This window comes from Sphingomonas sp. YR710 (assembly GCF_900101455.1).
GTDB lineage: Bacteria > Pseudomonadota > Alphaproteobacteria > Sphingomonadales > Sphingomonadaceae > Rhizorhabdus.
Genome location: NZ_FMZJ01000005.1, coordinates 1 through 14,481, shown reverse-complemented (window position 1 = coordinate 14,481; position 14,481 = coordinate 1). Strand labels below are relative to the sequence as shown.

Below are 14,481 nucleotides of genomic sequence, written 5' to 3'. Positions count from 1 at the left end.
CTAGACGCGGGCGCGTGATGAAGCTGCCCCGTCTGCACCTGCCGCCTTTGCCGCCGTTCCGCGATAATTTTCGCGCGGCGGCCCAATATCGTAGCTGGCGCTGGACCGGTTACACGCTTTTCACATTGCTGTTCGCATGGATCGCCATCTGGTTCTTCTTCGCGCGCGGGCTGCCATCGGCAGATGCCCTGCTCGCCTATCAACCGCCTTTGCCCACCAATGTGCGCGCTTATGATGGCGAACCGATCGCCGATTTCGCGCGTGAACGGCGCGTCCAGCTCAACTATGACGAGTTCCCGCCGACGCTGGTGCACGCCTTCATTTCGGCCGAGGACAAGACCTTCTTCACGCATCCGGGCGTCGACCTGCCTGGCTTGGCCGGGGCGGTCTGGGACTATACGACCAAGCTCGGCAGCGGCCGGCGCGCCAAGGGCGGATCGACCATCACTCAGCAGGTCGCCAAGAATCTGATTGTCGGCGACGAATATTCGATCAAGCGCAAGATCCGCGAAGCGATCCTGGCCTTCCGGATCGAAGGCGCGCTGACCAAGCAGCAGATTCTCGAACTCTATCTCAACCAGATCTTCCTGGGGCGGAACGCTTATGGCGTGCAGTCCGCTGCGCGCGCCTATTTCGGCAAGGATGTCGCCGACCTCACCCTGCCGGAGGCTGCTTATCTGGCGATCCTGCCCAAGGCGCCGTCCAACTACACTGTGGAACGCCATGCCGACCGCGCAATCGATCGCCGCAACTATGTGCTCCACCAGATGGCGCTGAACGGCTATATCACCCCCGCCGAACAGGCGGCAGCGGCAGCGGCTCCGTTGGGCGTCATCATGCGCTACGCCCCCAAGCCGAGCGTCGGCGGCTATTTCATGGAAGAGGTGCGCCGCCAGCTGATCGATCAATATGGCGAGGACGCCGAGGACAGCCCGAACAGCGTTTATGCCGGGGGCCTGTGGGTGCGGACATCCTATGACCCGAAAGTGCAGGACGCAGCCGAAGGCGCGCTGCGCGACGGGCTCTCCCGCTTCGAGGCCGCGCAGGGCTGGACCGGACGAATCGCGAAGATCGATGTCAGCGGCAATTGGGCGCAGGCGCTGTCCCTCGCCAATATCGGCGCGGGCTATGCCAATTGGTATCCCGCGGTCGTGCTGTCCAAAGCCGCCAACCAGGCCGAGATCGGCTTCGAGAATGGTTCGAAGGGCCTATTGCCATCCTATGGCGCGACGATGCCGCGCGCCGGGATCGGCGGGCGGGCCTTCGATTTCCTCAAGGTCGGTGATGCGATCGTCGTGCGCCGCGACGGCGACCATTTCATCCTGAAAAGCATTCCGAAGATTTCGGGCGGCATGGTCGTGGAAAATCCGCACACCGGACAGGTGCTGGCGATGCAAGGCGGCTTCGATTCGCGCGGCAGTTCGTTCAACCGCGCGACCCAGGCGCTGCGTCAGCCCGGATCGACCTTCAAGCCGTTCGTTTATGCCGCCGCGCTCGACAATGGCATGACGCCGGCTTCGATCGTGATCGACGGGCCATTCTGCGTGCTGCAATCGGTCCATCTCGGCCAGAAATGCTTCCGCAACTTCAGCGGCCAGAGCGCGGGCGAACAGACGATGCGCTGGGGCGTCGAGCAATCGCGCAACCTGATGACCGTGCGCACCGCGAGCCAGATCGGCATGGACAAGGTCGTCCACACGGCCAAGGTAATGGGGATCGGCGATTATCCACCGTATCTGGCTTATGCGCTCGGCGCCGGCGAGACCACCGTGTCGAAGATCGTCAACGGCTATTCGATGTTCGCCAATCAGGGCCGCGCGCTGACGCCGACCCTGATCGATTATATCCAGGATCGCCACGGCAAGATCATCTGGCGCGCCGACAAGCGCGCGTGCGAAGGCTGCAACATGCCGAATTGGGACGGCAAGCCGATGCCGCGTCCGCGCCTGCGCCAGAAACAGATCATCGATGCGATGACCGCTTATCAGATGCTGCACATCATGGAAGGCGTCGTGCAGCGCGGCACCGCGACCGTGCTGCGCGATCTCGGCCGCCCGATGTTCGGCAAGACCGGCACCTCGACCGGACCGACCAACGTGTGGTTCGTCGGCGGATCGGCCGACATGGTGGGTGGGCTCTATCTGGGCTATGACGCGCCGAAGCCGATGGGCGGCTATGCGCAGGGCGGCACGATAGCGGCCCCGATCTTCCGCCAGTTTGCACAGAAGGCGATGAAGGACATGCCGGTCGTGCCGTTCCAGGCGCCGCCCGGCATCCGCATGATCCGTATCGATCGCAAGAGCGGCCGCCGCGTATTCGGCGCCTGGCCCGACGGATCGCCATTGTCGCCGGTGATCTGGGAAGCCTTCAAGCCCGAAAGCGAGCCGCGCCGCACGATCCGCCGCGAGGAAATCGCCACCGCTACGAAGGCACCGGCCAAAGCCACCAGCGACAGCGAGTTCTTGCAAACACAGGGCGCTATTTACTAGAGCGCGCTCAACCTGAATCGTCATCCCGGCGAAAGCCGGGATCTCATTTCTCCTTCAACCGCTGAAGGAAGAGAGATTCCAGCTTTCGCTGGAATGACGAAGCTTACGGTTCCGGCCCTGCCGGGACGACGGTCCAACGTTCGGAGAAAAAACCATGCGCGCTGAAGCGCAAGCCCATGTCGATCAGATCAACCAGGCGATGGCGCTTGTCCGCCGCTTCCTGGATTGGGATCGTGCATTGCGCCGCCTCGACGAGCTCAACAACCGGGTCGAGGATCCGAAGCTGTGGGACGATGCCAAGGCCGCGCAGGAGGTGATGCGCGAACGCCGCCGGCTCGACGAGGCGGTTTCGGCGGTGAAGTCGATCGAAACCGAAGTCAGCGATACCGTCGAACTGATGGAGATGGCCGAGGCCGAGGGTGACGAGGCATTGGTCAATGACGGCGTCGCCAGCCTTGCGACGCTCGCGGTTCGTGCCGAGGCCGACAAGATCTCCGCGCTGCTGGCCGGAGAGGCCGACGGCAATAACAGCTATATCGAGGTCAATGCCGGCGCCGGCGGTACCGAGAGCCAGGACTGGGCCGGAATGCTCCAGCGCATGTACACGCGCTGGGCCGAACGGCGCGGATTCAAGGTCGAACTGGTCGACTATCATGCCGGCGAACAGGCCGGCATCAAATCGGCGACGATCCTCGTCAAGGGCGAGAATGCCTATGGCTATGCGAAGACCGAAAGCGGCGTCCACCGCCTCGTCCGCATCAGCCCTTATGATTCCGCCGCGCGGCGCCACACGAGCTTCGCCTCGGTCTGGGTCTATCCTGAAGTCGATGACGATATCGACATCGAGGTGCTGGAGAAGGACCTCAAGATCGATACCTATCGATCCTCGGGCGCCGGCGGCCAGCACGTCAACACCACCGATTCCGCGGTCCGTATCACCCACCTTCCGACCGGCATCATCGTGGCCTGCCAGAATCAGCGTTCGCAGCACAAGAACAAGGCCGAGGCGATGAAGCAGCTCAAGGCCCGGCTGTACGAACAGGAATTGCAGAAGCGCGAAGCCGAGACGATGGCGGGCTATGCCGCCAAGACCGAGATCGGCTGGGGCCACCAGATCCGCTCCTACGTCCTTCAGCCCTATCAGATGGTGAAGGACCTGCGGACCGGCGTGACCTCGACCGCCCCGTCCGACGTGCTCGACGGCGAGCTGGACCGATTCATGGCGGCGGCGCTATCGCAGCGCGTGACGGGCGAGAAGGTCGATGTCGAGGATGTGGACTGAAATCAGCCCGCGAGGTGTGCCATCGAAACGGCCCACCTCGCCCCATGGCGTGACCGCGTAATCCGGGTCAGATCACGCCATCTGCTTCAAGCTTCTGAATCTCGTCCGCCGCGAAGCCCGCCGCGGTGAACACATCCGCATTGTCCTGCCCGACAAGATGCGGAGCGCCCAACGCCATCTCCCCCCTTTGCCCGTCGGCGGTGGACAGCCGCACCGGATTGACGGGCGTGGGTACGCCCGCGCAGTCGACGACCGACCCGCGCGCCTTGATATGCGGATCGTCGAGCACTTCCTTCGCCCGGTTCACAAACGTGACCGCCGCACCGGCCGGCGCCAGCCGTTCGACCCATTCCGCCGCCGGACGGGCAAGGAATGCCTGCGCCAAAATTGCGGTGGTTTCGGCGGCCTGATCGGCCTTGTGGAGCCGGTCCTTCAGTTCCGGCAGGCCCAGTCCGTCGCACAGCGCCCCCCATGTACGCGGCTCGGCCGAGGCCACCGCGATATAGCGCCCGTCGCCACAGCCATAGACACGACGATCGGGCGTTCCCAAGAGCATATACGGGTTGTCCGAGAACGGGTTGATCGCGCAGGTAAGGAACCAGCCCATCGATTCCGACAGGCTGATGTCGAGGAACGCGCCTTCGCCGGATGCCACGCGTTGCAGCAAGGCCGCCTGAATGCCGATCACAGCTGCTTGCGCACCGGCCGGGACTGAAAGCATCGTCGCCGGCTGCCACGGCATGTCAGCCGAGAGCGCGCCCAACATCCCGGAATGCGCGACATAGGACATGTCATGCCCGGCATGCGCGGCATTGGGGCCGTCCTGCCCAAAGCCCGTCATCGCGCACCAGATCAGCCGCGGATTGGCGGCACGCGCGTGCGAGTAGCCGAAGCCACGCGCCTCCATCGACCCCGGCATGCTGTTTTCGACCACCACATCGACGCTCGCGGCCAACCGCGCGAGTATCGCGTTCGCAGCCGGATTGCGCTGGTCGAGCGTGATCGAACGCTTCCCCCGGCTCAACGGCACCTGGCCGATCACCATGCTCGGCCTGCCCTTTTGTGCGGGCGATTCGACGCGGATGATATCGGCTCCGAGATCGGCCAGCATCACAGTGCATGCACCGCCCGGCGGCAGAAAAGTGAAGTCGAGCACGCGGACGCCAGATAGCGGTTTCAAAGTCATAGGGAGTTCCACTCAGAAGGACGAAAGCCTGATGGGAGATCAGGCAACCGATGCCGCGCTCCGAACAACCATCAGGGCCATTCGGTCGGGCTTGCCGGCCAAAGTGTGCGGGATGATCGCAGCGAAATCAACCGGCTTGGGTCTGGAATATCGTTGCGATCGGCAATCCGTACGATTGTGCGCATGTTGGAGTTGCCCATCGCACGCTTTGATTGGCTTGAGACATGCACCATCCCGTGCCCCGATGCCCGTTGGAGCGGCCGGGTTTGAGGCGCTGTTGGTGCCATTGACGAAGGCGCCCTGAAGGCGCTCATTATGCGGCGCGGCGCCGGATCCGGCAGGTGGCCGCCGATGATCGCGCTGGAGGGGGAGTGAAGAACATGATGAACCAACCGATCCTGTCGCGCCTGATCGTCGCCGCGCTCTTCGTCGGCGCGGGCTCGGCGCAGGCCGCAGCGCCAACAGCCGCTCCCGCACCCATCAAGCCGGTGGACGTGGCAAAGCTCTATCGGGGCAAATGGATCGAGATCGCCCGTACGCCGGCGAAAATCACCGATGGCTGCGTGGCCGGGGGCACTGAATATGTGGCGAAAACCGGCGACAGGATCGACCTGATCGACAGCTGTCATGACCAGACACCCGCCGGAAAGCTGAAATCGATCGGCGCGTCGGGTAAGATCGTCGATCCGGGGACCAACGCCAAGCTCCATGCCGTCTATCGCTTTTTGGGCTTCATACCGGTGACCCGCGACTATTGGGTGCTCGACCATGACGACGGCTATAGCTGGTTCATTTCCGCTACCGCCGACTTCACCAATTTCTGGATCTATACGCGCGACACGCATCCCGATCCGGCTCTGGTGAAGTCGCTGGTCGCCGAAGGCAAGGCGCTAGGCTATGACGTCACCAAGCTGGAATTCCCCGCGCAACCCTGATCCGCTTCGTCCGCGACGCGGACATCGCGGCAAGCGGCGACAACGCACCTCGGCACTTATTGACTCAGTCATCATTCCAGAATATTGATTGAGTCAATATTGGAGGCCGAATATGGCAACTCGAGAAGAGATGGACATAGCCGCACTGCGCGCCTTCAATCGCGCGTACACCTGCCGGCTCGGCCTGCTCGACGCGCACCTCGACCGTAGCCCTTTCACGCTGAGCGAGGCGCGGGTACTTTACGAACTGGCAAACCGGACCGATCCGACCGCGGCGGAAATCGCCCGCTCGCTCCGGCTGGATCCGGCGCAGATCAGCCGTACGCTCAAGCGGTTCGCCAATCGCGGCCTCGCCGAGGCAAGGGAAAATCCGGCGCATGGACGACACCAGCTTTTGTCGCTGACACGGGAGGGACGCACCGCGTTCGACGCGTTGGAGCGCAACACCCGCATGGCGGTTGGCGGGCTGCTGAAAGAACTCCCCCCTTTTCGGCGCGAACGCCTTCGATCGGCCGCCGAGGTCATCACACGCATCTTTGAAGACGACGCGCCGCCGCAACCCGTGCTGCGCGGCCTGCGACCGGGCGATCTCGGCCTCGTCACCGCCCGGCAGGCGATCCTCTATGCGCAGGAATATGGTTGGAATGCCGACTATGAGGCGCTGGTGGCGCGCATCCTCGCCGATTTCCAGCAAGCGTTCGACCCGGCTCGGGAGGCCGGCTGGATCGCGGAGCTGGACGGAACAATGGTCGGCTCGATCTTCCTCGTCAGAAGCGACAGCGCAGCAGTGGGAAAGCTGCGGCTGCTCTACGTCGAACCCGATGCGCGCGGTGCAGGCATCGGCAAGATGCTCGTTAACGCCTGCATCGAACGGGCTCGGGAGGCGGGCTACAGCCGGCTCGAACTGTGGACCAACACGGTGCTGACCGCCGCGCGCAAGATCTATGAAAATGCCGGCTTCATGCTTGTTGATGAGGCGCCCCATCATTCGTTCGGCAAAGAACTTGTCGGTCAGACATGGGCGCTGAATCTGAACCCCGACCAGGTCGACTAGGCAATCTTCCCCGACATCGGGCACTTTACACCAATTGCATTTTATGCAACTGCCCTGCCGACATTTGCAATCAGAACTTGCATAACGGCGCGGATCGTGGTGCTCTGGGAGAAGAGCAACACCTGCCCTGGAGAGGGTCGATATGGTCGCCGTTGACAAACTGATGCATCAACTATGCTGCACTGCGTTGATCGTGGTGCCACTGATTTTGAGCTATCAGGTCGCGCGCTGCGTCTTCTGAACACTCATTTCGCTGTAAAACGCCTGTGCGGAACGGCGCGTGCTGACTGTGCCTGACAAAGGCCCGGCACCGCGAAGGTGATGCCGCACCGCGACAGCCGCGGTTCATTTCAGCCCCCCGCCGAGCGACCTGTAGAGCTCCACGAGATTGTTTTGCGCGGCGAGCCGAGTCGCGATCAGCCCCTGTTCGGCCGTGAACAAGGTCCGCTGCGAGTCGAGTGTGGTCAGGAACGGATCGATCCCGGTGCGGAAGCGCGCTTCGGACAACTTATAGCCGGCGGCCGCCGCATCGCGCAGCGAAGCCTCCGCCTCGATCTGCCGATCGATCGTGCCGCGGGTCGCCAGCGCGTCCGCCACTTCCCGAAATCCGGTCTGCACCGCCTTTTCATATTGCGCGAGGGCGGCATCGCGCGTGGCTTCACTGTAGCGCAGGTTGCCCTTGTTCCGCCCGAAATCGAAAATCGTCTGGGAAGCGGCCGGCGCGACCGACCAGGTTCCATTCCCCTGCGCGAACAGATTGGACAAGCCAAGGCTCATCGACCCCAGGGCCGCCGTCAGCGAAATGTTCGGAAAGAAGGCCGCGCGCGCCGCGCCGATATCGGCGTTGGCAGCGCGAAGTCGATGCTCAGCCTCGGCAATGTCGGGACGGCGCAGCAAAACATCCGATGCGAGCCCCGCCGGCAAGGCCGCGATCGTGGCGCCGGCGGCGGGCAATCCTGCCGGCAGCAGCGCATCGGGAACCCGGGCTCCGGCCAGCAGATCCAGCGCGTTGCGGTCCTGTGCGACAAGCGTCGTCCGCCGGGCAACCTGGACGCGGGCATCGTCATAGCTCGTCTGGGCCTGACGGACATCGAGTTCGGATGAAATCCCACTTTTGAACCGGGCGCGCGTGAGTTCCAGCGTCTGACCGAACGCCTGTACCGTATCCTCGGCGATGCGCAGGCCATCCTGATCGCTGGCCAAAGTCAGCCAGGCGCCGGCCACCTCCGCGATCAGCGAGACCTGGGCCGCGGCGCGGGCATCGCCGCTGGCCAGGGCATTTTCCGCCGCTTCCTTAGTCAGGTTACGGACGCGGCCGAACAGATCGATCTCCCACGACGAAAGCCCGATATCGGCGGAAAAAACGTCGGACCGGCGGCCACCCGCGGCGACAGCCGCGGTGCTGAGCGTCGATGCGGAGCTCTTTTGCCAGGTCGCGTTAGCGTCCGCCGCTATCGTCGGCAGCAGATCGGCACGCTGCACCCGATACAGCGCACGCGCCTGCGCGACGTTGGCGACCGCGATGCGCAGGTCGCGATTATTGGCAAGCGCCAGCGCGATCACCTCGCGCAGGTTTGGATCGGTAAAGAAATCGCGCCACGCGATATCGGCGGGTGCCATTTCCGTTGCTCCGCCCTGATCGGCCGGACGGTAAGCCGGCCCCGTCGGCAGGGATGGCGGCACCGGCAGAGCCGGACGGGCATAACGAGGCGCCATGTCGCAACCCGCCAGGGCCAGCCCCGCCATCAGCGGGATGATATATTTGAACCGGTGCATATCAGGCCTCCTGCGCCCGCTTCTCGTCCTGATCGCCGGACGCAGACCGGTCGGGCTGATCCTGCCGGAACAGCCGCTTCACGATGACGAAGAACATCGGGACGAAGAATATGCCGAGAACGGTGGCGGACAACATACCGCCGACCACGCTACGCCCGATCGCCTGCTGCCCGCCGGAGCCGGCACCGGTGGATACCGCCAGCGGCAGCACACCGAAGATGAAGGCGAGCGACGTCATCAGAATAGGCCGCAGCCGCAACTTGGCGGCGGCGAGCGCCGCATGACCAGCGCTCATCCCCTCGCGCATCCGTTCCTCCGCAAATTCGACGATCAGGATCGCATTCTTGGCCGATACGCCCACAGTGGTGATCAGGCCGACCTGAAAATAGATATCGTTGTCGAGCCCGGTCAGATGGGCGGCGAGCACCGCACCCGCCACGCCCAGCGGCACCACCAGGATGACGGCGACCGGCACCGACCAGCTTTCGTAGAGCGCGGCAAGGCACAGAAAGACGATCAGCAGCGACAGCGCATAGAGCGCGGGTGCCTGTCCGCCCGACAATTGCTCTTCATAGGACAGGCCCGTCCATTCGTGGCCGATGCCCGCCGGCAGCTTGGCCGCCAGTTCTTCGATGCTGGCAATGGCCGCACCGGTGCTGAGGCCGGGTGCCGGCGACCCGAGGATTTCGACCGATGACCGGCCATTATACCGTTCGAGCCGGGCCGGGCCCTTGCCCCAGCTGCTCGATGCGAACGCCGAAAACGGCGCCATCGTGCCACTCCCGCCGCGGACATAGAGCGCGTTCAGATCTTCCGGCTTGGTGCGATAGGCCGCGTCCGCCTGGATATAGACCTTCTTCACACGGCCACGATCGATGAAATCGTTGACATAGGCGCCGCCGAACGCGGTACTGACCGTCGTATTGATGTCCGTCAGCGACAGACCGAGCGCCCCGGCCCGGGCCTTGTCGACATTGAGCTTCAATTGCGGCGTATCGTCCAGCCCGTTCGGCCGAACCTGCATCAGCGACTTGTCCTGCGCGGCCATGCCCAGCAGCTGATCGCGGGCAGCCAGCAAGCCGGCATGGCCGACCTCGCCGATATCCGTGAGCTGCAGATCGAAACCCGTGGCGTTGCCAAGTTCCATCACCGCGGGCGGCGCGAAGGCGATCGCCTGGCCGGTCGGGATTTGCGGGGCGAGTGCGCCAATGGCGCGGCCGGCGATCGCCGGCGCACGGTTCGCCTTGCCGTTTCGTTCGGACCAGTCCTTAAGCTTGGTGAAGGCAATACCGACATTCTGCGCCTGGCCGACGAAGCCGAAGCCGGAGATGGTGAAAATCCCCGCCACATTCGCTTTTTCGTCGACCAGATAATGGTGGCGAATTTTTGCCATCGCCGTTTCGGTCTGCTCGGCGGTCGCGCCGGTCGGCAGGCTGAGCTGGGTGAACACCACGCCCTGATCCTCATCGGGCAGGAAACCACCCGGCAACCGCAGGAACAGCAAAGCCATGACCAGGACGATGGCCGCATAGATGGCGAGCGAGCGCCCCCAGCGACGGCCGGTTTTGTCGACCCGTTCGCCATAGTGCACGACGCCGCGATCGAAGGTGCGATTGAACCAGCCGAAAAAGCCGGTTTCGATCTTCTGGCTGTGTGAGGCCGGTTTCAGGATCGTAGCGCAAAGTGCCGGGGTGAGGATCAATGCGACCAGCACCGACAGCACCATCGACGAGACGATCGTGATCGAGAATTGACGATAGATCACGCCCGTCGATCCACCGAAAAAAGCCATCGGCAGGAATACGGCGGACAGCACCAGGGCGATGCCGATCAGCGCGCCGGTAATCTCGTCCATCGACTTTCGGGCCGCATCCCTGGGCGACAGCCCTTCGTCCTGGATGAGCCGTTCGACATTTTCGACGACGACGATCGCATCGTCGACGAGCAGGCCGATCGCCAGCACCATGCCGAACAACGTCAAGGTATTGATCGTGAATCCGGCAACATAGAGGACCGCGAAGCTTCCGAGCAGCACGACCGGCACCGCGATCGTCGGGATCAGGGTGGCGCGCCAGTTCTGCAGGAACAGGAACATGACGACGAAGACCAAGATGATCGCCTCGATCAATGTCTGCACCACCTGTTCGATAGACAGGCTAACGAAGGTCGACGTGTCCAACGGATAGGCGACCCGGATGTCGCTCGGGAAGCTGCTCGACACCCTAGCCATTTCGGCCTTGATCGCCTTGATCGTGGTCAGCGCATTGGCGCCCGGGGCGAGCTTGATCGCGATTGCCGCTGCCGGCTTGCCATCGTAGCGCAGGATGAAGCTGGCATTTTCGGCGCCGATCTCGATTCGCGCGACATCACCCAGCTTGACGACCGATCCATCGCCATTGCTCCGCAACAGGATGTCGCGAAACTGTTCGGGCGTTTGCAGGCGCGATTGTGCGCTGACGACGGCGTTGAGCGCCTGGCCCTGCACCGTCGGCCGCCCACCGATCTGGCCGGCGGAGACCTGCGCGTTCTGTGCCCTGATCGCCGTCGTCACGTCACCGGCAGTCACCTGAAGATTGGCCATCTTGACCGGATCGAGCCAGATCCGCATCGCATATTGCGATCCAAACAACTGGGTATCGCCGACGCCGGAGACACGGCTGAGCGGATCCTGGATCCGCGATGCGACATAATCGCCCAGATCCTCCTGGCTATGGCTGCCATCCTGCGAATAGATCGCGGCGATCAGCAGGAAGTTCCGTACCGCCTTGGCGACCCGAATGCCCTGCTGCTGGACCTCCTGCGGCAATAACGGCGTCGCGAGCTGCAGCTTGTTCTGCACCTGGACTTGCGCGGTATCCGGATTGGTGCCCTGTTCGAAGGTCAGGGTTATCGTCACCGTGCCCGATGAATCGCTGGTCGACGAAAAATAGCGCAGCCGATCGATGCCCTTCATCTGTTGCTCGATGACCTGGGTGGTCGTGTTTTCGAGCGTCTGCGCATCGGCGCCCGGATAGATCGCCGTGATAGAGACGGCGGGCGGCGCGATCTCGGGAAACTGGGCGACGGATAGCGAACGAATGGCGAGCACGCCCGCCAACATCAGGACGAGGGCGAGCACCCACGCGAAAATCGGCCGGTCGATAAAGAAGCGAGACATGAGCGGCCTATTTCGTCGAGGCGTTGGGATCAGCCGGCCGGCCACCTGCCGGCGCCGAGCCGGCGGCTGCCGGATGTGCGGCGACCTTCGTGCCGGGCCGCAGGTTGATGAGCCCCTCGACGACAACCCTGTCCCCCGGCTTCAATCCGTCGGTGACGAGCCATTTGTCCCCGATCACCCGATCGGTCGTCACGATCCGCTGCGCGACGACATCGTCCGGACCGAGCACGAGAGCGGTCGCCTGGCCCCGCTCATTGCGGGAGATGCCGGCCTGCGGCACCAATATGCCCTGCAGGCGCGTCCCCTCGATCAGCCGGGCACGAACATAAAGGCCGGGCAGCAACACACCGGCGGGATTCGGAAAGGTCGCGCGCAAGGTGACGGCACCGGTCGTCTGATCGACAGTGACATCGGCGAATTGCAGCCGACCCTCGATCGGATAGACGGCATCGTTCGGCAGGATCAGCTGGACGCGCGCGCTGCCCGGCCCTTGCCCCGCCACCGCGCCACCGCTTACTGCCGCGCGCAGATTGAGCAGGTCGGCGGCCGACTGGGTGACGTCGACATAGACGTGGTCCATCCGCTGGATCGTCGCCAGCGCATCGGCCTGACCCGGCTGCACCAAAGTGCCAGCAGTGGCGAGCGACCGGCCGATCCGGCCCGAGATCGGCGCACGGATCCGGGTGAAGCCGAGATTGATATTGGCGCTCTGCAAGGCGCCCTGCTGCGCGACGACATCGGCTTTGGCCTGGCCCGCCGACGCAGCGGCATTGTCGCTATCCTGCCGGCTGACGGCATTGATCGCGACGAGCTGGCGATAGCGATCCGCCTGCAACTGGGTGGATGTGATCGCGGCCTGAGCCCGGGCGAGCTGGCCCCGCGCGTTGAGCACCGCGGCACGATAAGGCGCATCGTCGATCTCATATAGCAATTGCCCGGCGCGGACCATCGATCCTTCGGTGAACAGCCGCCGGCGGATGATGCCGCCAATCTGCGGTCGAACCTGCGACGACTCCACTGCGGAGACGCGGCCGGGAAGCTCCGTCGTAAGGGTAACAGGCTGGGTCTTGATCACCGTGATCCCGACATTGGGCACCGGCTTCGGCGACGGCGCCGGCTTCGAGCAGCCCGCCACGCCGAGAGTGAAAGCGAGCGCAAACATTGGGAGGGTGACAGACTTCATAAGCACTCCGGCAGGCGCGGCGCCTTTGGTAACGAAAGCGGAATGAACGTTCATTCCATATTGTGCGCTGCAGTAAAGTGTGTAATCTTGAGGTCAACAAAAAAACGAGGATGAATGGCAACATGAATGCGCCGCCGATCACGACCACCCCTCGGGATCGTATCATTGACGCGGCGCGGCGGCTCTTCATGTCCAAGGGCTTTCACTCGTCACCGATGGCGGAACTGGCGGAGAGCGCGCGAGTAAGCGTCGGCCAAGTCTATCGGCTCTTCGCGAACAAGGGGGACGTAATCTCAGCGATCATCGAGCAGAAGACCAGTGCCCAGCAGCGCGCCCTCGTTGCAATTTGCGAGCAACTTGAATCGGGTCATCTCACGATTCAGGCCGCCTTCGAACAATTTGTGAACAACGCGCTGACCGATCAGGACGAGGGCCTGTCGTTCGAAATTCTCGCCGAGGCCCATCGCAACCCACGGGTCGCCGATACGATTCACGCATTGTGCGGCGATTTTCGTGAAGCCATCCGCCGCCTCGCCGCAGTCAGCCACCCCGAATTCGGGCCCCGCGAACTCGACGCGAGCGAAGAACTTCTGCTGGCGTGTCTGTTCGGCCTCGGCCACCGCTCGCTATCCCAACCCAGGCTTTCGGACGACGAAACCGCCCATTATGCCGCGTGCATGATGATCGGAGCGATGGGGGCTTTGCGGCCTCAAGTTCAAGAACCCGCGCTTCATATGTCGCTTCTTCCCTAGGTCGGGCACCAATCGTCCTGACCGAAAAATCAGGAAAGCGAATCAAATGCTGCGCAACATTGCCCCAATGCGCACGTCCCAACCTTAGACTTATCTGTCGTCTCACGCTGGCGATTGCCTTGATTGAGGAGGCCTGACAGCGATCGCGGTTTTCCACGCGTCGTCGAACTCCTTTCCGACTACTCGATCATTGACATAGAAAACCACCATTGGCGCGATCGCGGCAGGCGTCCGACACGCCCGGCCCTTGGCTCAGCAATTCACGCTCGGCTTCCCAGTCATGCACGGATTTGCAGATTTTCGTCTTGCGGACGAGGGATCCCGTAACGGGGAATGTCCTGCAGACAATTCGTTCCTGGCCCGTCTTCGGCACCGAGGTATCACCAACGGCCGCGGTCGACAGGCACTGCACTCCCAACAGAAGACCGATCGTGACGAGTGTCCTTTTGCGAGCCATTTCGCACCTCCGAATTTTACGAATACGGAAGCATATCCGGTTTGGCTTCGGCGGCAAGTATCGTTGGCAACGACTCGGCATCTTGTGCAGACAAGACTCTACGCCCGCGAGCGTGTGCTTGCGAGGGAAGTTGAGATATTGGGCTTGGTTGCGGGGACAGGATTTGAACCTGTGACCTTCAGGTTATGAGCCTGACGAGCTACCGGGCTG

At 63.2% G+C, this 14,481-nt stretch carries 10 protein-coding genes; 5 read left to right on the top strand and 5 right to left on the bottom strand.

Annotated features, from left to right (window positions below):
- The first annotated feature begins 17 nt into the window (after positions 1–17).
- Complete coding sequence (locus BLS13_RS07420; protein ID WP_093451064.1) at positions 18–2,489, top strand: penicillin-binding protein 1A; 2,472 nt, start codon at positions 18–20, stop codon at positions 2,487–2,489.
- A 154-nt stretch (positions 2,490–2,643) separates the two neighbouring features.
- Entirely contained in the window at positions 2,644–3,771 is a 1,128-nt protein-coding gene (gene prfB / locus BLS13_RS07415) for a peptide chain release factor 2 (protein ID WP_093451062.1), read from the top strand.
- 67 nt (positions 3,772–3,838) lie between these two features.
- On the opposite strand, the gene BLS13_RS07410 is transcribed toward prfB, so the two are convergent.
- Positions 3,839–4,957 carry a CaiB/BaiF CoA transferase family protein gene (locus tag BLS13_RS07410; RefSeq protein ID WP_093451060.1) on the bottom strand — a complete coding sequence of 373 codons (1,119 nt, stop codon included), beginning with the start codon at positions 4,955–4,957 and terminating at the stop codon, positions 3,839–3,841.
- A 380-nt stretch (positions 4,958–5,337) separates the two neighbouring features.
- On the opposite strand from BLS13_RS07410, the gene BLS13_RS07405 reads away from it, so the two are divergent.
- Together BLS13_RS07405 and BLS13_RS07400 are read left to right on the top strand one after the other, a co-directional pair.
- Positions 5,338–5,892 (top strand): lipocalin family protein, encoded by a 555-nt coding sequence (locus tag BLS13_RS07405; RefSeq protein WP_093451058.1) that lies wholly within the window; start codon positions 5,338–5,340, stop codon positions 5,890–5,892.
- Positions 5,893–6,004: 112 nt separating this feature from the next.
- Positions 6,005–6,946 carry a bifunctional helix-turn-helix transcriptional regulator/GNAT family N-acetyltransferase gene (locus BLS13_RS07400; protein ID WP_218123246.1) on the top strand — a complete coding sequence of 314 codons (942 nt, stop codon included), beginning with the start codon at positions 6,005–6,007 and terminating at the stop codon, positions 6,944–6,946.
- 345 nt (positions 6,947–7,291) lie between these two features.
- Here BLS13_RS07400 and BLS13_RS07395 read toward each other — a convergent pair whose 3' ends face one another.
- The 3 genes from BLS13_RS07395 to BLS13_RS07385 are packed head-to-tail and all read right to left on the bottom strand — an operon-like array spanning position 7,292 to position 13,062.
- Positions 7,292–8,722: an efflux transporter outer membrane subunit gene (locus BLS13_RS07395; RefSeq protein WP_093451055.1), complete on the bottom strand. Its 1,431-nt coding sequence runs from the start codon at positions 8,720–8,722 to the stop codon at positions 7,292–7,294.
- A 1-nt stretch (position 8,723) separates the two neighbouring features.
- Positions 8,724–11,879 carry an efflux RND transporter permease subunit gene (locus BLS13_RS07390; RefSeq protein ID WP_093451053.1) on the bottom strand — a complete coding sequence of 1,052 codons (3,156 nt, stop codon included), beginning with the start codon at positions 11,877–11,879 and terminating at the stop codon, positions 8,724–8,726.
- A 7-nt stretch (positions 11,880–11,886) separates the two neighbouring features.
- Positions 11,887–13,062, bottom strand: coding sequence for an efflux RND transporter periplasmic adaptor subunit (locus BLS13_RS07385; RefSeq protein ID WP_093451347.1), 1,176 nt, complete (start codon positions 13,060–13,062; stop codon positions 11,887–11,889).
- A gap of 122 nt (positions 13,063–13,184) precedes the next feature.
- On the opposite strand from BLS13_RS07385, the gene BLS13_RS07380 reads away from it, so the two are divergent.
- A complete protein-coding gene (locus BLS13_RS07380; RefSeq protein WP_176943480.1) occupies positions 13,185–13,814 on the top strand; it encodes a TetR/AcrR family transcriptional regulator in 630 nt (209 codons plus the stop codon).
- A 187-nt stretch (positions 13,815–14,001) separates the two neighbouring features.
- Here BLS13_RS07380 and BLS13_RS20295 read toward each other — a convergent pair whose 3' ends face one another.
- A complete protein-coding gene (locus BLS13_RS20295) occupies positions 14,002–14,271 on the bottom strand; it encodes a hypothetical protein (protein WP_143011902.1) in 270 nt (89 codons plus the stop codon).
- Positions 14,272–14,481: the final 210 nt, after the last annotated feature.